Below are 19,563 nucleotides of genomic sequence, written 5' to 3'. Positions count from 1 at the left end.
CGGCGCAGTCCCAGCCCGCAGGCCGCCAGCACGACGAGCATGGACTGACCAGGGCCGAGGCCAGAATAAATGCAGGTCCGAGCCTGGTGAAAAGACTTCAGGCATGGCGGCGCTCAGCCGTCAATCATCACTTCAACGATAATCAGCAGCCTATGAGCGGCAATACCTTCGGCACAATTTTCACGGTCACCAATTTCGGTGAGTCCCACGGTCCGGCCATTGGCTGTGTGATTGATGGCTGCCCCCCGGGCATGGCCTTGAGCGAGGCGGATATCCAGCATGATCTGGATCGTCGTCGCCCTGGCACCAGCAAGTTCGTCACGCAGCGCAACGAGCCCGATGCGGTGGAGATTCTCTCCGGTGTGTACGAAGGCAGGACCACCGGAACGCCGATTGCCCTGCTGATCCGCAACACCGATCAGCGCAGCAAGGATTACTCCAATATCGCGCAGAGCTTTCGCCCCGGTCATGCCGACTACGCCTACTTCCAGAAGTACGGCATCCGCGACCCGCGTGGCGGCGGCCGTTCCTCGGCACGCCTGACGGCCCCTACCGTGGCTGCGGGTGCCGTGGCCAAGAAATGGCTCAAGGAAAAATTCGGCACCGAGTTCCGTGCCTGCATGACTCAGATTGGGGAGCTGCCCATAGGCTTCGAGAGCTGGGAGCATGTGCCCCACAACCCCTTCTTCGCGCCTGTGGCCGATGTGAGCCGTTTCGAGGAATACATGGAGCAGTTGCGCAAGAGCGGCGATTCCTGCGGTGCGGCGCTGCGTGTGAACGCCAGCAATATGCCGGTCGGCCTGGGCCAGCCCCTGTATGACCGACTGGACGCCGATATCGCCTACGCCATGATGGGCCTGAATGCCGTCAAGGCCGTGGAGATCGGTGCAGGCTTTGACAGCGTGGCCCAGCGCGGCACCACGCATGGCGATTCGCTGAGCCCCGAGGGTTTCCGCAGCAATAACGCGGGCGGAATCGTGGGCGGCATCAGCACCGGCCAGGATCTGGAAGTGCGCATCGGCATCAAGCCCACCAGCTCCATCATCACGCCGCGTGAGTCCATCGACGTGCACGGCCAGAGCACCGAAGTCATCACCAAGGGGCGCCATGACCCCTGCGTGGGCATCCGCGCCGCGCCGATCGCCGAGGCGCTGCTGGCGCTGGTGGTGATGGACCATGCGCTGCGCCACCGTGCGCAGAATGCCGATGTGGATTCGGGGCTGGCCCCGATTCCGGCATCGGCCACCTGACATCGTCCGGACCGCTTTGTGCGTTAAAACCTCTGACTCAGGAGAGTCCGATGGTTGCAACTGACAAAAAACCGGATCAACGCCAGTCTCGCGCCCTGTCGCCAGGCTGGCGTTGTGCTTTTCGCAAGGTCGCCGTCCCCCTTTGCGCTGCGCTGCTCGCGCTGGGCTTGAGCGCATGCAGCGGTGGCGTGACAAGGCCGGCCAGTATGGAGATCACCGTGCTGGGCTTCAATGACCTGCACGGCCATCTGGAGCCGCCCGGACTGGCGGTGACGGCGCAGAATGCGCAGGGGCAGAGCGTCGCCGTGCCCGCTGGCGGCGTGGCCTACATGGCCCGGGTCATCGCCCAGCGCCGTCAGGCCAGCCGCCATGTGGCGCTGGTCACGGCCGGGGACATGATAGGGGCTTCGCCCATGGTCTCGGCGCTGTTTCTCGATGAGCCGACGATTGAGGTGCTCAACCTTATGCGGGTGGACTTTGCGGCCACCGGCAATCACGAATACGACCAGGGCGTGGCCGAGCTGCTGCGCATGCAAAACGGTGGCTGTGAGAAGTTCACCAACAAGCAGCCATGCCAGATCAGCCAGCCCTTCAGGGGCGCGCAGTTCCCCTTTCTCGCGGCCAATACGTTGCGTGAAGACGGCCGGCCGCTGTTTCCGGCGACCGGGGTGAAGTTCTTCGAGCAAGACGGTCTGCGCATAGGCGTGGGCTTCATTGGCATGACGCTCAGGAACACGCCACATATGGTGCGGCCCAGCGGGGTCAGAGGGCTGACATTCGCCGACGAGGCACAGACGGCCAATGCGCTGATCCCCCAGCTGAGGGCGCAGGGCGCCGATGTGATCGTGCTGCTGATCCATGAGGGCGGGGCCACCACTTCGGGCCTGCAGGACGATAGCTGCCAGGGCCTGTCCGGCGCCATTGTGCCGATTCTGGAGCAGCTCTCCGGCGAGGTCGATGTGGTGATTTCCGGTCACACCCATCGCTCCTATATCTGCGATTACGCCAGGGTGAATCCCCGCAAGCCGTTTCTGCTGACCAGTGCCGGCCAGTACGGCACGCTGCTGACAGAGGTCAGACTCACAGTGGATGCGCGCACCGGCCGCGTCAGCCGCAAATCGGCGCACCAGACCATCGTGCAGGGCGAGGGCTATCGCAGCGCCGGCAGCCAGGTGGGCTTGCAGCCCGAGTTTCCGGTCTTTGATGCCGATGCCGAAGTGGCGGCGCTGGTGGCGCGCTACAAGGCTGCGGCGCAGCCGCTGGCCGAGGCCGTTGCAGGGCGGCTGGCCGGACCTGTCAGCCGCATGCCGCAAGCCAATGGCGAAAGCGTGATGGGGCGCATCGTGGCCGACGCCATACTCGCTGCCACGCGCGATGCCGCTGCGGGAGGGGCGCAGCTGGCCTTTGTGAATCCCGGCGGCGTGCGTGCCGACCTGGTGCCTGCGGGCGACGGCAGCGTGACCTATGGACAGTTGTTCAGCGTTCAGCCGTTCGGCAATACGCTGATGGTGATGAGTCTGACGGGCGAACAGATTCGCCAGGCACTGGAGCAGCAATTCGACAGCGGCAGCAACACCGTGAATGCGCCGCGCATTCTGCAGGTCTCCGAGGGCTTCAGCTACCGCTTTGACCGCAGCCAGCCCGCAGGACGGCGCGTGAGCGAGCTGCGCCTCGAGGGCCGGCGGCTCGAGATGTCGCAGCGCTACCGCGTGGGACTGCAAAGCTATCTGGGCAGCGGCGGCGACAACTTCAGCATCTTCACGCAAGGCATCGATGTGGTGGGCGGTATGCTGGATCTGGATGCCCTGGCCGGGCATGTGCGCGAGCAAAGCCGCAGCGGCCCGATGGCGCTACCTTTGAAGGAGCGCATCACGCGCGCTCATTAAGGAAATCAGATAATAACCTATCTGATTTCCTTTGAAATTAAGCACTATATGCTCATAAATTAATAGCGAATGCCTGTCGTCAGGCGCGCAAAACAAAAGCCACCCTCGGGTGGCTTTTGGCATGGCGGCGGTCAGGCCTGGGGCTTTCTGGCGGCCTTGGCCTTGGGACTGCGAACCTCATCCATGATGTTCTTGAAGTCGTCCACATCCTCGAAGCTGCGGTAGACGCTGGCAAAGCGGATATAGCCGACCTTGTCCAGGCCCTTGAGTTCATCCATCACCAACTCGCCGAGGCGGCTGGAATCGATTTCACGCTGGCCCAGATTGAGCAGCCTGTCCTCGATGCGCTCTATGGCGGCATCGATGAGCTCGGTGCTCACGGGGCGCTTGCGCAGCGCGATCTGAAAAGAGCCTTGCAGCTTGGCGCGCTCGTATTCGATACGGCGGCCGTCTCTCTTGACCACGGTCGGAAAGCTGACCTCGGGGCGCTCGTAGGTCGTGAAGCGCTTGTCGCAGCCGCCACAGCGGCGGCGGCGGCGGATGAAGCCCCCGTCCTCGGACTCCCGGGTTTCAACCACTTGCGTGTCCGGGTGGTTGCAGAAGGGGCACTTCATGGCAGCTCAGTGCAGCAGGATTTACTTGCTGTAGACAGGGAACTTGGCGGTCAGCGCGGCCACCTTGGCGCGCACGGCGGCCAGATTGGCTTCGTCTTCGGGCTTGTCCAGCACATCGGCCACCAGATTGGCGGTGATGCGGGCTTCTTCCTCGCCGAAACCACGGGTGGTCATGGCAGGGGTGCCGATACGGATGCCGCTGGTCACGAAGGGCTTCTCGGGGTCGTTGGGGATGGCGTTCTTGTTCACGGTGATGTGAGCCAGACCCAGGGCCGCTTCGGCTGCCTTGCCGGTAATGCCCTTGGCGCGCAGGTCCACCAGCATCACGTGGCTTTCGGTGCGGCCGGAGACGATGCGCAGACCGCGCTCGGTCAGCGTTTCGGCAAACACCTTGGCGTTGTTCACGACCTGTTCCTGGTAGGCCTTGAACTCGGGAGTCAGGGCTTCCTTGAACGCCACGGCCTTGCCGGCGATGACATGCATCAGGGGGCCGCCTTGCAGGCCGGGGAAGATGGCGCTGTTGATGGCCTTCTCGTGCTCGGCCTTCATCAGGATCACGCCGCCACGGGGGCCGCGCAGGCTCTTGTGAGTGGTGGTGGTGACCACGTCGGCGTGGGGCACGGGGTTGGGGTACACGCCTGCGGCGATCAGACCGGCATAGTGGGCCATGTCCACCCAGAAGATGGCGCCGACTTCCTTGGCTATTCTTGCGAAGCGCTCGAAGTCGATGCGCAGGGCGTAGGCAGAAGCGCCGGCCACGATGATGCGGGGCTTGTGTTCACGGGCCAGTTCTTCGAGCTTGTCGTAGTCGATGGCTTCGTCGGCGTTCAGGCCATAGGAGACGGCCTTGAACCATTTGCCGGACATGTTCAGCGCCATGCCGTGGGTCAGGTGACCGCCTTCGGCCAGGCTCATGCCCAGAATGGTGTCGCCTGGCTTGGCAAAAGCCATCAGCACTGCCTGATTGGCTTGAGAGCCGGAATTGGGTTGCACGTTGGCGGCTTCGGCGCCAAAGATCTGCTTGATGCGGTCAATGGCCAGTTGCTCGACCACGTCCACATGCTCGCAGCCGCCGTAGTAGCGCTTGCCAGGGTAGCCTTCGGCGTACTTGTTGGTCAGCTGGGAGCCCTGGGCTTCCATCACGGCGGGCGAGCAGTAGTTCTCGCTGGCAATCAGCTCGATGTGCTCTTGCTGACGATGGTTTTCAGCTTCAATAGCTGCAAACAGTTCGGGGTCGACTTTCGCGACGGTATCGGTGCGTTGAAACATGGCAGTCCTGTGAACTTAGAAATTCCCTTGAGGCCAAGGGCTGCCCAGGCGAACGGCTGAAACGCTTGCAGGCTGCAGTCGCTGCGGCTCTGGGCGGTACGCTCCCCGGTGGTTCACAGACCTTGCAGTCTGCCGGATTCCACGTCAGCGGCAGAAAATTCTGCGCCTATCGCCAGTTGCGTACACCCGCTAGTGTAGCTGAGCCGGCATGGCTGCAGAGCCTATGCCCGTTTTTCCCGCAGGCCCTGGCCGGGGCATAAAAAAAGCTGGCCGCAGCCAGCTTGAGAAATGCAGGGATCTGCCGCTTAGAGGTTGGAGTTGGCCAGTGCCACTTGCTGAGCGTGAGAGACCTTGGTGGCTTCGTCGGACTTGGCCGTCATCAGCGGGCTGGCCTGCAGACCCACGCCCTGGCGCAGGCGCTGGTGTTCGGCAAGCACCTTGGCAGCATAGCCGCCGTCCGAAGGAAGATTGGCTGCGCCCACGTAATAGCGCAGGCCACCCTCGATGGAGCCGGCGCGTGCAATGCATTCCTTGAGCACCTTGACGCCGACCTTGAGATTGGTCACGGGGTCGAAGGCCGCGTGCTGGCCGCCAAAGCTTTCGTACTTGTCGGTGTGCACGGAAGTCATCACCTGCATCAGGCCCTGGGCGCCGACCGAACTTTGGGCAAACGGGTTGAAGCTCGATTCAATGGCCATGATGGCCAGAATCAGCGTCGGATCCAGCTTGTTGGCTTTGCCCTGGGCATAGGCTTCGCTGACCAGGGCGGCAATCGGCTCGGGTGCCACGCGGTACTTTTTGCTGAGCCAGTAGGCCACAGCCGCCTGCTCCTTGGGGAGGTTCTTGGGATTGACGGCCGTGGCGCGGTCGCTGGCGACGACGATGCTGGCGGAAGCGGGAGCTTCTTCGACATCGGCGGCGGCCACAACAGTGCTTGCGGGCAGGCGTGTGTCGAGCCACTCGCGCAGCTCGGTTGCACCGGCCAGACGCAGGTCCGGACGAGAGATCAAAATCAGGGCCGAAATGGCCACGGCCAAGCCCAGCAGGGCGAAACCGTTGTGAGTGAGAGCAAGAAAACCGTGAGCCGTCTTATGGCCCAACGTTCGCGCGGAGGCGATTAATTTTCCTGACGCTGGCATAGCTTGTCCTTTCTTGGCTATCGCCCGAGGTCGCACCGGATCAATCTCGTGGTGCAACCAGGACAACTGGCCGATGAGGTTTGCTGCGGGCCGATTAAAAGCGCCCCTTGGGGCGCCGATCGGTCTGCTCAGTCGTGAGGCAGCGGAAACAAAAAACGCTCATTTCGAGCGCTGGCGGATTCTAGAAGCGCCCTAAATATTCAGTCAACACTAACAAGAATGCTTCTTAGATTTTAAATTTATATAAAAACTGTATGAATGTACAGTTTGCTCAAAAAATTACAGCAAAAAATCACGGATTCAAGAGGTGTATACGCTCACATCGTTTTATTTGTCATCAAGGCGAAATAAAGTGCAAAAAGCCTGGTAGCCCTACACGAGCACAGATATAGTGAATCTGCCTGCACGTTGCAGGTGCTTGCCAAAGGAAAGGAAAAGCAAACTCCGCCGAGGCCTTTGATTCCATGGGCTGTTGGCACTTGCTCTTTATCTTCGCTTGAGGCACAAAAGGGAGCAATCGTTGCTTCCAGCGGCAAGGACCACACCCTCCTTGAACCGCGAAAAACGGCCCGGTCTGGTACCGGCCGTAAAGCCCGGAAGTCGGTTTCTCCACTTCCGGGCTTTGTCATTTCCGGCGATGTCTTTTTCTGCAGCGCATTGTTTGCATTTTTTCGCGCTCATCTGCCTCTGGCGGGTATTCCGATAGCGCAAACTTCTCCCTGGAAACGCCTCTTGCCTCTATCTATATATGGAGCGCAATCTAGATACACCAGGGTACGCTCAAGGTACAGTGGTGTTTCGGGTGCGTGGCGGGTCCCGCCCCTGAGAGTCTTGGAAGGCTTTCAATCTCTGCATCAATAACAATTGCCCATGTCCTTGCTCACATCGAATCGCTGGCTTCGTCGGCTGATCTGGTCTGTTCTTGCTCTTTTGCTGTTATGGCTGCTGCTCTGGGCAGTAGTGCCTTGGGTCGCCAAGAGCCAGCTGGAAAAACAGGCTTCCGAGAAGCTGGGGCGTGGCGTGCATGTAGGCAGGATCGAGTTTGCTCCCTGGGCCATGTCCATCACCTTGCATGATCTGGTGATTGATAAAGCTATAAAAAAAGTAGCTGATGGTTCCGATGCGGAAAGCATTTCAGAGCAAAAAGATCTGAAGTCGTCAGCGGAGCCTCAGCTGGAGATCAAGCGCATCTTCATCAATGCCAGTGCGCAGTCCTTGTTCAGGCTCGCTCCTGTGCTGGATGCAATCGAGGTCGATGCCCCGGTGGTGCGACTGACCCAGCATTCACTGGGCAGGCTCGATATCGACGATGTGATTGCCAGGCTCTCCGAGCCAGATAAGGAAGAGCCGTCCAAGCCCGTGAGCTTTGCGCTCTATAACATTGCATTGCGTGATGGCCGTGTCCAACTCAATGACGAGTTTGTGCAGCGCAAGCATGAACTCAAGGACTTGCAGCTGAGCATTCCTTTCATCAGCAATCTGGCGTCCAAGCGCGAGATCAAGGTGCTGCCGCATCTGGCTTTCGATCTCAACGGCAGCAAGTTCGACACGTCGGGCGAGAGCACGCCGTTCACCGAGACCCGCCAGACGGCGATGCAACTCAAATGGGAGCATATCGATCTGGCTCCTTACCTGGGTTATGTGCCTGCCAGCGTTCCCGTGCAACCCCTCTCTGGAGTGCTCGATACGGATCTGCAGATCAGCTTCGAGCAAAAAGACCAGCCTGTGGTCAGCATCAGCGGCAAGCTGGCCTTGAGCAATGTGGCATTGCAAGACCGCCAGAGTGCACCGCTGCTGAACTTTGAGGCGCTGGAGCTGCAGCTCCAGAATGCTCAGCCTCTGCAAAACCAGATTGCGCTTGAGACTGTGCGCTGGGTCAAACCCGAGATTCATGCCAGCCGCAATGCGCAAGGCGTGATCAACTGGTTGGGGCTGAATGCGCCGTCCGCCGCTGCGGCAGCGCCCGCCGAGAATGCAGAACCTGAGTCTGATTCCTCCGGCACCGAGGCTTCGGTCCAGGCGGGGGGCAAGGCCGAGACGCCCGCCCAGTCCCTCGCAGTGAGCGTGAAGCAGTTCGATATTGATGGCGCTACAGTGCATTGGAGGGATGCGGCTACAGGCGCGGCACCTGCAGCCCTGACTCTGGCCCCTTTGATGCTGCAGGCCAGGAATCTGGCTTGGCCCATGAATGCGCCTTTGCAACTGACGGCCACTGCGGGTCTGCAAGCGGCTGAGCAGGCCCGGGCGGAAGGGGCGGCCAGGCTGGTTGTGGATGGGGAAGCCACGGACAAGGCGGGCAAGCTCAATCTCAAGCTGCAGCAGATGCCGCTGCAATGGGTTCAGCCCTATTTGGAAGCGCACTTCAAGCCGCAGCTCAGCGCCATGCTGGGCACCGATGCCCGGATCTCCTGGGGTGAGGGCGGGGTGGTGGCGGAGGTGGCAGAGCTGACCGCCGACAAGCTGCAACTGCAGGACAAGCAGGCCCCTGTCAATATCGAGCAGATCAAGGTCAGCGGCGTTCAGGTCGATCTTGCTGCCCGGCAGGTGCAGGTGGAGGCCATTGCCGTACAGAAGCCGCAGCTCGCTGCTCTGCGTGATGCACAAGGGCACTGGATGTACGAGCGCTGGTTGCCCGTGGCGGCGCCTGCAGCCAAGCCTGCAACGAAGGACAGCAAGGCGGAGCCGGGCAAGCCCTGGTCGGTGAAGCTGGCAGCGATTGCCGTGGATGGTGGTGCGCTGCAGTTTCGCGATGCGGCACCTGTGCAAGGCGGGAATGCACGGCCTGTGCAGCTGGATGTGAGCGCATTGCGCGTACGCCTGGGTGCTTTCGAGCCTCTCGCAGCCAAGGCGGCGCCGACTCCGCTGGAGGTCTCGGCCCAGCTCGCTGCCGGTCGCCGTGTGCAAGCTGGTCATGTTCAGTTCAAGGGGCAGTTGGGTCTGACTCCCGTTTCGGCTCAGGGTCAGTTGCAGGCCCGTGCCGTGCCGTTGCATGCGCTGGAGCCGTATTTCGGTCACAAGCTCAATGTCGACCTGGTACGTGCCGACGGCAACTTCCGGGGCAAGCTTAACTATCTGGCCCATGCCAAGGGGCCGCAGCTGTCTGTGTCGGGCGATGTGGAACTCAACGACCTGCGCGTACGCTCCACGCTTGCAGCTCCGGTGCAGGAGGAGGTGGGCAAGCCCAGTACCGCCAAGGGCGCGCTGACGGCGGTGCTCAATGACTCCACGGCAGACCGTGCCAAGGCACTGGCCGCGCGCACCGGCCTGGGCCTGGGCGATGATTTGCTGGCCTGGAAAACACTGGTCGTGCGCGGCCTGGACCTGAATATGCAACCGGCCCAGCCGCTGCGAGTGAGCGTGCGCGAAACCGCGCTGAGCGACTTTTTTGCGCGCGTCATCGTGCAGCGCAACGGCCGTATCAATCTGCAGGACATCCTGAAGACCGAAAAATCCGAGGAGTCCGTCGCGCAGAACGAAGAGGCTAACGCCAAGGCGGCTGCCGGCGAGAAGCCCGAGCTCGGCAAGCCCGTGGCCGAGCCTGCAAAGCCCGAAGATGCGGGCCCCGCGCCCATCGTCAAGGTCGGGCCCATTGTGTTGACGGGCGGCAAGGTACAGTTCTCCGACTACTTCATTCAGCCCAACTACTCGGCCGATCTGAGCGAGCTGACCGGCCGTCTGAGCGCCTTCTCTTCGCAGGCTCCTGCAGGCCAGGTCGAGCCGCAAATGGCCGATCTTGAAATCAAGGGCAAGGCCCAGGGCACGGCGAAGCTCGATATCAGCGGCAAGGTCAACCCGCTGGCCAAGCCTCTGGCGCTGGATGTGCGCGCCCAGATGAATGACCTGGAGCTATCGCCGCTGTCGCCATACTCCATCAAGTATGCGGGCTATGGCATCGAGCGCGGCAAGCTCTATATGGATGTGAACTACAAGGTGCAGCCTGATGGGCAGCTCACGGCGTCGAACAAGCTGGTGCTGCGCCAACTGACCTTCGGCGACAAGGTGGAAGGCGCGCCCGCATCGCTGCCCGTCAAGCTGGCTGTGGCCCTGTTGTCCGACCGCAACGGCGTGATCGATCTCGATGTGCCTCTGAGCGGCTCGCTCAACGACCCGCAGTTCCGTCTGGCGCCCATCATCTTCAAGGTGATCGGCAACATCATCATGAAGGCCGTGACTGCGCCGTTTGCGCTGCTGTCGGGAGCGTTCTCGGGTGGCGACGAGTCGGGCGCAGTCAACTTTGCTCCGGGCAGTGCCAAGCTCGACGGCAAGGCCCGGGAGCAACTGGCCAAGATCGTCAAGGCACTCAATGACCGCCCGGCGCTCAAGATGACGGTGGTGGGAGAGTCGCGTGAGGCGGAAGACAAGGAGGCCTGGAAGACTGAAGAGCTGGATCGTCTGCTGCTGGCTCAAAAGCGCCGCAACGCGATTCGCGAAGGCAAGGGGGGCGACGAGGTTATGGAGTTCAGCGAAGCCGAGCGCCCAGCTCTGCTCAAGGCCGTTTACGGTCGTGCCGACATCAAAAAGCCCCGCAACATGGTCGGAATGGCCAAGGACCTGCCTGCTGACCAGATGACGGCGCTGCTGGTGGCCAGCATCAAGGTGCCCGACGATGCCATGCGCGAGCTGGCGTTGGCGCGCGGCGTGGCTGTGCGGGACTATCTGGCAACGCAACAGCTGCCGCTGGAGCGTCTGTTCCTGGGAGCTCCAAAGCTGGATGTGCAGGACAAGGACTGGACGCCACGTGCCCAGTTGAGCCTGTCTGCGCAGTGATGAAAGTGCTGCGAAACGCCTTGCGATTTCGCATTTTTTGGCTTGCCTTTAAATAAAGGCGAAAATACCGGTTTGCCCAGGTGCTCATGTGCCTGGGCTTGCGCTTGGAAAGTCTGCCCTCATGTGGGTTGGCACCGGCCTGTTGCAGCGTTGACTGCGCTGGCTGCCAAGCATTTTCTGACCCTTACATGACATCTATTTCTCCTAGCAGCACCATGTCTGATGCATCTGAAGTGAACCCGGCCTCTGCCAAGAATACTGAGCAACATCCGCTGGATGCATTGACGGGTGGTGCTTTCTCCGCCGAGACGTCGGGTGATCGCGCCGCGCGCATTCGCGACTGGTTGGCGACTCAGCCCACGGTCGAGCAACTCCAGGACGTTCACAAGGAACTGAGCAAGGGCGACAAGAGTGCTGCCCGTGCCGTGCGTGAGCGCCTTGACGAAATCCGTCGCACCGCGAATCAGGAAAAAATTTCCGTGGAATGGGCCGAGAAGGCTCAGGCCCTGCTGGCTGCAGAGCCCTTCGATGCCGCGGCTGCAGCCGCCTGGCAGCGTGATGCCGCCAAGGCCGGTGCCGCGCTGTCGCGCGAGCCTCTGTCGCAGTTCAAGGCCCGACTGGGCGAGCGCGTGAAGGCTGTGGAAGACCTGCAGCATCGCACCCAGGTGCAGCGCGAAGTGGCGCTGCTGCTGGCGCAGCGCATCGAAGTACTGTCCACCAAGTCCTGGAAGGATGCCAAGGCAGTGCTGGAAGCCCTGGGGGTCGATGTCGCGCGCTGGCAGGAGCAGGCCAAGGAGCTGACCGGCGACGCCAGCTGGAGCAGCGTGGACGGACGTTTCCCTCCTCAGCTGGAAGCCGCCTCTGCGCAGCTGGCGCTGGTTTGGGATGCTTTCCAGTCTGCACTGGCACAGACCGAGGCCGCTGCTGCCGACGAGTCAGCGCCGTTGCCCACGGTTCCTGTCTGGGCTGACGAAATCCGCGTGGCTCGCGGTCTGCCTCCCGAAGCCGCTGCTGTGGAAGTGGCCAAGCCCGCTGCACCGCGTGCAGCTGCTGCCGGTCGTGGCAAGCCCACGACCGAGCAGGTGGAAGCCGCCAAGGCTGGCCTGGATCAGGCCCTGCAGGCGCTGAAGGCTGAAACTGCAGCTGGCAACAGCCAGGCCGGCTCCGAAGCCGTCCAGGCCATGCGCGCAGCCATCAAGGCCCATGGTCGCTTTGTGGACGAAGCGCTGGTGGGCGAAGTGCATGAGGCCCTGTTGGCCGCCGGTGAAGCCGAAGGTTGGCAGCGCCATCTGGCCGAGAAGCTGCGCGAAGATCTGGTGGCCAAGGCCGAAGCCTTGCTCAACCGCCCCGAAGGTCAGGCACTGGGTGGTCGCAAGATCCAGGAAACCCTGCGCAGCCTGCGCGAACAGTGGAAGCAGGCCGACCAAGGTGCCGTGGCCAATCATGCGCTGTGGAAGAAGTTTGACGAGGCCTGCAACGCAGCCTACAAGGTGGTCGAGTCCTGGCACGACAAGATTCGTCAGGACAGCACGCAGGCCAAGGCTCAACGCCTGGCGCTGATCGAGGAAATCAAGGCCTGGGCTGCAGCCAATGCGGCCAGCCAGGACTGGAAGAACATGCTGCGCGCGCTGCGCCAGTTTGGCGAGCGCTGGCGTGAAAGCGGTCATATCGGCGAAAAGCTGTTTGCCGAACTGCAGCCCCTGTTCAAGCAGGCCATGGCTGCTGCCGAAGCGCCCTTGCAGGCTGCACAAAAGGCCAGCCTGGAGCGTCGCCACGCCATGATCGACGAGGCGACAGCCTTGGGGGCAGCTCCCAGCCTGCGCATCGACGCCGTGAAGGCGCTGCAGCAGCGCTGGCAGGCCGAAGCCCAGGTGGTGCCGCTGGATCGCAAGCACGAGCAAAAGCTCTGGGATGCATTCCGCAAGCCGCTGGACGATGCCTTCAATCGCAAGAGCGTGGAGCGTGGTGGTCGCAGTCAGGTGGCGGTTGAGTTGTCCGAGCATGATCGTCGGGTGCTGGACGCGTCCAAGGCGGTCGAGGCAGCCAATGCCAGCGGTGATGCGCAAAAGATTCACGCAGCGCTGGCCGAGCTCGAAGCAGCCATCAAGGCTCAGCCCGCCAAGTCTGATGAGAACCAGCCCCAGGCCCAGACAGGGCAAGCGTCTGAAGCTGTTGAGGCGCAAGCGAGCGAAGCTGCTGCAGTGGCCAAGCCGGCACGCCCCGTGGTGGCCGTGCGTGGCGATGACCGCCCTGGCATGAGGAAGGAAGCGGCAGCTGCTGCAGGTGGTCGTCCAGGCGGTCGCAAGGACGGCGGCCGTGGACGCGATGCCGCGCGCGGTGGCCGTGATGGTCGCGACAGCCGTGATACCGGCCGTGGTCGTCGCGAGTTCACGCGCGAGGAGCGCGGACCGCGCCTGGCCGATCCAGCCTTCCGTGCCCAGCGTGATGCTGTGGAGCATGCCCAGGAGGCTTTGCGCAAGCTTGCAGCCCAGGCCCATGGCGAAGCGCTGACCCAGTTGCTGGGTGCCTGGCAGGCGCGTGATGCGGCGCAGCTGCCATCGGCTCAGCAACTGGGCGGCAAGGTGACGGCACCTGTGCGCTCTTCCTGGACCGGGGCTGTGGCTGCTGCGCCCAAGGGCAATGCAGCGGAAGCCCTGCTGCGCCTGGAAATGGCTGCTGACGTGCACACCCCGGCCGATCAGCTGGCTGCACGCCGTGCGCTGCAGCTGCAGATGCTGACCCGCCGCAATGATCCTTCGCCCCAGCAGACCTGGGGTCAGGACGTTGCCACAGTGCTGGGCAGTGCCAGCGATGAGGCATCTGCCCGTCGCCTGCAGGCCGCACTCAAGCAATTGCTGCGCAAGTAAGCGACTATCGCCTCGATGGGGGCGGTTGCTAAAGAGAAAAAGGGAGCCGTTAGGCTCCCTTTTTCATATGTGCTGCGTCCTGTCAGAGGAGGTGGGGGCTTCGTCAACGAAAAAGCCGCTGCATTTGCATGCAACGGCTTGTCGTGTTTGGTGCCCAGGAGAGGACTCGAACCTCCACGGAGTTACCCGCTAGTACCTGAAACTAGTGCGTCTACCAATTCCGCCACCTGGGCATTTCAGAGTGGGTGAATTATATAGCGGCTTGAGTACTGCTCATGCCGGTTTACGTGGATTTTTCAGAAAACTTTGCGCAGCAGCTGGGATGACGACGAAAACGAAAAAGCCGCTGCATTTGCATGCAACGGCTTGTCGTGTTTGGTGCCCAGGAGAGGACTCGAACCTCCACGGAGTTACCCGCTAGTACCTGAAACTAGTGCGTCTACCAATTCCGCCACCTGGGCATTTCAGAGTGAGTGAATTATATAGCGGCTTGAGTACTGCTCATGCCGGTTTACGTGGATTTTTCAGAAAACTTTGCGCGGCAGCTGAGATGGCGACGAAAACGAAAAAGCCGCTGCATTTGCATGCAACGGCTTGTCGTGTTTGGTGCCCAGGAGAGGACTCGAACCTCCACGGAGTTACCCGCTAGTACCTGAAACTAGTGCGTCTACCAATTCCGCCACCTGGGCATTTCAGAGTGAGTGAATTATATAGCGGCTTGAGTACTGCTCATGCCGGTTTACGTGGGTTTTTCAGAAAACTTTGCGCGGCAGCTAGGATGGCGACGAAAACGAAAAAGCCGCTGCATTTGCATGCAACGGCTTGTCGTGTTTGGTGCCCAGGAGAGGACTCGAACCTCCACGGAGTTACCCGCTAGTACCTGAAACTAGTGCGTCTACCAATTCCGCCACCTGGGCATTTCAGAGTGAGTGAATTATATAGCGGCTTGAGTACTGCTCATGCCGGTTTACGTGGGTTTTTCAGAAAACTTTGCGCGGCAGCTAGGATGGCGACGAAAACGAAAAAGCCGCTGCATTTGCATGCAACGGCTTGTCGTGTTTGGTGCCCAGGAGAGGACTCGAACCTCCACGGAGTTACCCGCTAGTACCTGAAACTAGTGCGTCTACCAATTCCGCCACCTGGGCTTTCAGGGAAGCTTCGCATTGTAATGCATTTTTTTTGCATTCAATCCGAATCTTCAAATTTTCTAAGATGCCGTCTGGCTTGCAAACATTCCCTTGAGGAATGTTTTCCAAGTTTGTTTCAACCCTTGCAGGTTGTCGTTAAACTTGGTGCCCAGGAGAGGACTCGAACCTCCACGGAGTTACCCGCTAGTACCTGAAACTAGTGCGTCTACCAATTCCGCCACCTGGGCATCTCAGGAAAGACATAGATTGTATATCAAGAAAATGAACCCTCGCGCAAAAGTTGCCGATATGAACGAAGAAATTTTGGGCACTGTGCAGGGCCACCGCGACGGACACGGCTTTGTCGTCCGTGACGATGGTGAGCGTGACATCTACCTTCCCCCCAATGAAATGCGAGCGGTGCTGCACAAGGACAAGGTCCAGGTGCGCATCGCCCGTCATGACCATCGCGGTCGCCCCGAAGGCCGTGTGGTGGAGATCGTGGAGCGTCCGGACCAGCCCATCATTGGTCGCTTTCTGCAAGAAAGCGGTGTGTGGCTCGTGGCCCCTGAAGACAAGCGCTACGGCCAGGATGTTCTGATTCCTTCCAACGCCACAGGCGCGGCCAAGCCGGGGCAGGTGGTGGTGGTCGAATTGACGGAGGCGCCGGCGCTGTTCGGTCAGCCTGTGGGCCGCATCGTCGAAGTGCTGGGTGAGGTGGATGACCCAGGTATGGAAATCGAGATTGCGGTGCGCAAGTATGGCGTGCCGCATATCTTCTCCGACGCCTGTCTCGAGCAAGCCAAGGCGCTGCCCGAGAAAGTCCGACCTGCAGACTACAAGCACCGCATTGATCTGACCGATATTCCTCTGGTCACCATTGACGGCGAAGATGCGCGCGACTTTGACGATGCCGTGTATTGCGAGCCCGCCAAGGTGGGGCGCAGCAAGGGATGGCGCCTGCTTGTGGCGATTGCCGACGTGAGTCACTATGTGACCACGGGCAGCGCCATTGATGTGGATGCCTACGATCGCGCCACCAGCGTGTACTTCCCGCGCCGAGTGATTCCCATGCTGCCGGAAAAGCTCAGCAACGGGCTGTGCTCCTTGAACCCTGACGTCGATAGGCTGTGCATGGTCTGCGACATGCTGATCACGGCGCAAGGCGAGATTCACGCCTATCAGTTCTACCCGGCAGTCATGCACAGCCATGCGCGCTTCACCTATACCGAGGTGGCGGCAATCCTGGCCAATACGCGAGGCCCGGAAGCAGCCAAGCGCAAGGATCGCGTGCAGGATTTGCTGAATCTGTATGGCGTCTTCCAGTCCCTGCTCAAGGCGCGCGAGGCGCGCGGTGCCGTGGACTTCGAGACGACCGAGACGCAGATCGTCTGCGACGACAACGGTCGCATCGAAAAAATAGTGCCGCGCACCCGCAACGATGCGCACAAGCTGATTGAGGAAGCCATGCTGGCGGCGAATGTCTGCAGCGCAGACTTCATCGACCAGAGCGGGCAGCTTGGACTGTTCCGCGTGCACGACAAGCCTTCGCTGGAGAAGCAGGAAATCCTGCGCAACTACCTCAAGGCCATGGGTGTGAGCATGAGCATCAGCGAAAACCCTTCGACCAAGGAGTTTCAGCAGATTGCCAATGCCACCAAGGACCGCCCTGACTCGCAGCAGATTCACACCATGCTGCTGCGCTCCATGATGCAGGCCTTCTATACGCCGGAAGGCTCGGGGCACTTCGGCCTGGCCTTTGAGGCCTATACCCATTTCACCAGCCCGATTCGTCGTTATCCGGACTTGCTGGTGCATCGCGTGATCAAGGCTGAGCTGAACGGCACGCACTACAAGCTGCCCAGCCTGCCCACGCCGGGTGAAGCCGAAGCAAAGATGGCCAAGCGCCTCTCTTCGCGTGTGGTGGAGCCGGGTCAAAAGCCGCGCAAGCGCTCGGCGGCCAAGGAATTCCAGGCATGGGAGGCTGCCGGCCTTCACTGCAGTGCCAATGAGCGCCGCGCCGACGAGGCCAGCCGCGATGTGGAGGCCTGGCTCAAATGCAAATATATGCGCGAGCATCTGGGCGAGGAGTTCGCGGGCACGGTTTCCTCGGTCACGACCTTTGGAGTCTTTGTGACACTGGATGCCATGTATGTGGAAGGCCTGGTGCATATCACCGAGCTTGGCGGCGACTACTTCCGCTTTGACGAAGCCCGGCAGGAGTTGCGTGGCGAGCGCTCGGGTGTCCGCTATGGCATCGGCGCACGAGTGCGGGTGCAGGTCAGTCGCGTGGATCTGGATGGACGTCGCATCGACTTCCGCCTGGTTCGCGATGGCGAGGATGGCTTGGTGCAAACACCACGCAGCGGTCGTGGCCAAGCCAAGGATGAGGGGCGTGGTCGCCGTGATGCCCGTGATTCGCGTGACGAGCGCAGTGCGGGCGGCTATGCCGACAAGTGGAGCCGCCGCGATGCCAAGGCCAATCGTGCGCAGCGCAATGCCGCTGCGGGTCCTGCTTCTGCCCCCGAGCCCGATCGCGCCAAGCAGGGTCGAAAGGCCGCCAAGAAAGCCATGCTGAAAAGCGTGAATCTGGCTGCACTGGAGGCAGAGTACGCACAAGAGCACGCCGTGCCCAAGCCTGAGCCTGTGATGGAGTCCGTCACTGCGGTGCAGCAAGCCAAGCCCCGCAAGGCGGCAGGCAGGAAAAAGGTTGCAGCCCTGCTTGCGCCTGATGCTCCGGCCATCTCCGTTGCCAAGGCTGCGGTCAAGCCCGAATCAAAGTCGGTTGCAAAGCCCGCAACAAAGGTCGCAGCGAAGTCTGTGGCGAAGTCGGCTTCCAAAGCCGTAAAGGTGGTTGCCAAGCCTGCGGCAGGTGCCAAGGCTGCGCCGGCAAGCAAAACCAGCAAGCGCAAGACTGAGCGCTGATTGCTCTCCTGCCAAGAGCTGAAAGGCCTTGCCAGATGATGGCAAGGCCTTTGTTTTTGGGCAGTTTATTGATTGCCCAGACGCAGAGCCAGTGCGCTGGCGCTGAATGGGAGATCTGCTGGCCAGCAATCTGCAACATGGCCATGGCGGAAGGCAGCCTGAGTCGCAGCCATATCGGCACTTTGACCCTGTGCCCATAGCGCCGCTATCAATCCGGCCAGCACATCGCCCGTGCCGCCCGTGGCCAGGCGTGCATTGCCGCTGGCATTGATCCAGACTTGCTGCTGTGGATTGGCAACAACCGTGCCCGAGCCCTTGAGCAGCACCGTGCACTGAAATTTGCTGGCAAGCTGCAGGCAGGATTGAAGGCGGTTGGCTTGTACTTGAGCGGTGCTGGTTTGCAGCAGGCGCGCGGCCTCCAGCGGGTGGGGGGTCAAGATCGTGGTCTGCTGGAGTGAGGCGCGCTGGCTCAGCTGCTGTGCCAGTGCCGGGCTGGATGCAACGGCGTTGAGTGCGTCGGCATCCAGCACCAGTTGCGGTGCTTGTGCCAGTATGTGGGGCAGCCAGGCCTGCACGGCTTCGCCGCCACCGCAGCCGCAGACCACAGTGGCCTGGCTCCAGTCCTGCTCGGCGGGCCGGCGCAACATGATTTCCGGCCAGGGCGCAATGCCTTGCGGTGATTGCTCGTCCAGCAAGGCCAGCATGACGCGGCCGGCGCCGGCGTGCAGTGCGGCCAGAGCCGCCAGCCAGGCTGCGCCCGTCATCGACAGGCCGCGCAAGCCCAGGCCTTCGCCGCCGAGCACGGCCACATCGCCAAAACTGCCTTTGTGAGTGGCGTGCGGGCGTGCTCTTGGGGAGGCAAGCCCTGAGTTGCTCAGATGCGCCGTGGGCCGCGCTGCGGCGGGTTTGGCTATGTCGGGTGCGCTGGCAATGCCGCAGCCGAGGTCGTCCCACCAGATTTCTCCGCAGGCATCGCGGCCCTGACCGGTGAACAGGCCGGGCTGCAGGGTCAGCAAGGCAAGCGTGTAGCGTCGTTGGTTGGTGGCGATATGGCCAGGCGCGAACTCCCTCAGATATTGGCCGGTATCGGCATCGAGGCCGGAGGCAACATCTACACAGAGTGAGCTGCAGGTGCAATGCCGAACCTGGGCCAGCAACTGCCGCAGGCGCTGATCGGAAGTCGAGGCCTTGTCGGCAGGGCGCTGGCTCAGTCCTATGCCCAGCAATGCATCGATGCACAGGTCTTGTGGTCCCAGATCGACGGGGGCGTCATCGAGCCACTGCACGCCAGCCTGCAAGGCCTTGCCCCGGGAAATCTGTGCGTCGGGCGGAAGTTCGGCAGGTGCGCGCACTTCGCTGACCATGATTCGCGCATGGGGCAGCATGGCCCTGAGCTGAGCTGCCGCCTCAAAGCCGTCGCCGCCGTTGTTGCCCGGACCGCAGGCAATCCAGATGCGTTGTGCGTGCGGGGCTATTGCCAGCGCCAGTTTTGCGATCGCAAGGCCTGCGCGCTCCATCAGCCGGTGAGGCGGCAGGCTGATGGCGCAAGCCTGCTCGATCTGGCGTGTGGCGGCGGTGCTGAATAGCGGCCAGCCCTGGCCGGTCGCCATGGAGGCGGGCGGGATTTCGGTGGGGGAAATGCGCAGCATGGTCCGAGGATAGCCTCAGGTCGCGCATTTGTGGGTTTTGATGATTTTTGCCTTGTAGACCAGTGACCAT

At 61.6% G+C, this 19,563-nt stretch carries 9 protein-coding genes, 6 tRNA genes and 1 riboswitch; of the genes, 5 read left to right on the top strand and 10 right to left on the bottom strand.

From position 1 onward, the window contains the following. The first annotated feature begins 152 nt into the window (after positions 1–152). Both aroC and F0P97_RS19020 read left to right on the top strand, forming a co-directional pair. Positions 153–1,250 carry a chorismate synthase gene (gene aroC / locus F0P97_RS19025; RefSeq protein WP_182283513.1) on the top strand — a complete coding sequence of 366 codons (1,098 nt, stop codon included), beginning with the start codon at positions 153–155 and terminating at the stop codon, positions 1,248–1,250. 50 nt (positions 1,251–1,300) lie between these two features. After that, positions 1,301–3,136, top strand: coding sequence for a bifunctional metallophosphatase/5'-nucleotidase (locus F0P97_RS19020; protein WP_182283512.1), 1,836 nt, complete (start codon positions 1,301–1,303; stop codon positions 3,134–3,136). 131 nt (positions 3,137–3,267) lie between these two features. Here F0P97_RS19020 and nrdR read toward each other — a convergent pair whose 3' ends face one another. The 3 genes from nrdR to F0P97_RS19005 all read right to left on the bottom strand — a co-directional run bounded on the left by nrdR (position 3,268) and on the right by F0P97_RS19005 (position 6,158). Beyond that, complete coding sequence (gene nrdR, locus F0P97_RS19015) at positions 3,268–3,750, bottom strand: transcriptional regulator NrdR (protein ID WP_087081895.1); 483 nt, start codon at positions 3,748–3,750, stop codon at positions 3,268–3,270. A gap of 21 nt (positions 3,751–3,771) precedes the next feature. Beyond that, positions 3,772–5,019, bottom strand: coding sequence for a serine hydroxymethyltransferase (glyA, locus tag F0P97_RS19010; protein ID WP_003063740.1), 1,248 nt, complete (start codon positions 5,017–5,019; stop codon positions 3,772–3,774). Between the two features lie 35 nt (positions 5,020–5,054). Further along, positions 5,055–5,209, bottom strand: a riboswitch (ZMP/ZTP riboswitch). Between the two features lie 115 nt (positions 5,210–5,324). Then, positions 5,325–6,158 carry a lytic transglycosylase domain-containing protein gene (locus F0P97_RS19005; protein ID WP_182283511.1) on the bottom strand — a complete coding sequence of 278 codons (834 nt, stop codon included), beginning with the start codon at positions 6,156–6,158 and terminating at the stop codon, positions 5,325–5,327. A gap of 870 nt (positions 6,159–7,028) precedes the next feature. On the opposite strand from F0P97_RS19005, the gene F0P97_RS19000 reads away from it, so the two are divergent. Together F0P97_RS19000 and F0P97_RS18995 are read left to right on the top strand one after the other, a co-directional pair. Next, on the top strand, positions 7,029–10,925 hold the full coding sequence (locus F0P97_RS19000; RefSeq protein WP_182283510.1) for a DUF748 domain-containing protein: 3,897 nt from the start codon (positions 7,029–7,031) through the stop codon (positions 10,923–10,925). 215 nt (positions 10,926–11,140) lie between these two features. Continuing rightward, positions 11,141–13,792, top strand: a complete 2,652-nt coding sequence (locus F0P97_RS18995; RefSeq protein ID WP_182283509.1) for a DUF349 domain-containing protein — start codon at positions 11,141–11,143, stop codon at positions 13,790–13,792. 148 nt (positions 13,793–13,940) lie between these two features. Here the strand turns inward: F0P97_RS18995 and F0P97_RS18990 are convergent. The 6 genes from F0P97_RS18990 to F0P97_RS18965 form a co-directional block, all read right to left on the bottom strand. Continuing rightward, a tRNA-Leu gene (locus F0P97_RS18990) sits at positions 13,941–14,025 on the bottom strand. 143 nt (positions 14,026–14,168) lie between these two features. After that, positions 14,169–14,253 (bottom strand) — tRNA-Leu (locus tag F0P97_RS18985). A gap of 143 nt (positions 14,254–14,396) precedes the next feature. Continuing rightward, positions 14,397–14,481, bottom strand: a tRNA-Leu gene (locus F0P97_RS18980). Between the two features lie 143 nt (positions 14,482–14,624). Continuing rightward, positions 14,625–14,709, bottom strand: a tRNA-Leu gene (locus F0P97_RS18975). A gap of 143 nt (positions 14,710–14,852) precedes the next feature. After that, a tRNA-Leu gene (locus F0P97_RS18970) sits at positions 14,853–14,937 on the bottom strand. Between the two features lie 145 nt (positions 14,938–15,082). Then, positions 15,083–15,167, bottom strand: a tRNA-Leu gene (locus F0P97_RS18965). 34 nt (positions 15,168–15,201) lie between these two features. Here F0P97_RS18965 and rnr point away from each other — a divergent pair. Continuing rightward, positions 15,202–17,844, top strand: coding sequence for a ribonuclease R (rnr, locus tag F0P97_RS18960; protein ID WP_182287251.1), 2,643 nt, complete (start codon positions 15,202–15,204; stop codon positions 17,842–17,844). A 65-nt stretch (positions 17,845–17,909) separates the two neighbouring features. Here the strand turns inward: rnr and F0P97_RS18955 are convergent, their stop codons facing one another. Continuing rightward, the gene (locus F0P97_RS18955; protein ID WP_182283508.1) at positions 17,910–19,493 is read right to left on the bottom strand and encodes an NAD(P)H-hydrate dehydratase; all 1,584 of its coding nucleotides are present in this window, start codon (positions 19,491–19,493) and stop codon (positions 17,910–17,912) included. Positions 19,494–19,563: the final 70 nt, after the last annotated feature.

The sequence above is a fragment of the Comamonas testosteroni genome (assembly GCF_014076415.1).
Taxonomy (GTDB): domain Bacteria; phylum Pseudomonadota; class Gammaproteobacteria; order Burkholderiales; family Burkholderiaceae_C; genus Comamonas; species Comamonas testosteroni_F.
The sequence above is the reverse complement of the archived record's forward strand: the minus strand, read 5'-3'. Positions and strand labels throughout refer to the sequence as shown.

What these genes read in the sequence shown, in the direction of transcription:
- F0P97_RS19005 (WP_182283511.1), bottom strand. Translation starts at nt 6,158, where the DNA reads ATGCCAGCGTCAGGAAAATTAATCGCCTCCGCGCGAACGTTGGGCCAT.
- F0P97_RS18955 (WP_182283508.1), bottom strand. Translation starts at nt 19,493, where the DNA reads ATGCTGCGCATTTCCCCCACCGAAATCCCGCCCGCCTCCATGGCGACC.
- rnr (WP_182287251.1), top strand. Translation starts at nt 15,202, where the DNA reads ATGAACCCTCGCGCAAAAGTTGCCGATATGAACGAAGAAATTTTGGGC.
- glyA (WP_003063740.1), bottom strand. Translation starts at nt 5,019, where the DNA reads ATGTTTCAACGCACCGATACCGTCGCGAAAGTCGACCCCGAACTGTTT.
- F0P97_RS19000 (WP_182283510.1), top strand. Translation starts at nt 7,029, where the DNA reads ATGTCCTTGCTCACATCGAATCGCTGGCTTCGTCGGCTGATCTGGTCT.
- nrdR (WP_087081895.1), bottom strand. Translation starts at nt 3,750, where the DNA reads ATGAAGTGCCCCTTCTGCAACCACCCGGACACGCAAGTGGTTGAAACC.
- F0P97_RS19020 (WP_182283512.1), top strand. Translation starts at nt 1,301, where the DNA reads ATGGTTGCAACTGACAAAAAACCGGATCAACGCCAGTCTCGCGCCCTG.
- F0P97_RS18995 (WP_182283509.1), top strand. Translation starts at nt 11,141, where the DNA reads ATGTCTGATGCATCTGAAGTGAACCCGGCCTCTGCCAAGAATACTGAG.
- aroC (WP_182283513.1), top strand. Translation starts at nt 153, where the DNA reads ATGAGCGGCAATACCTTCGGCACAATTTTCACGGTCACCAATTTCGGT.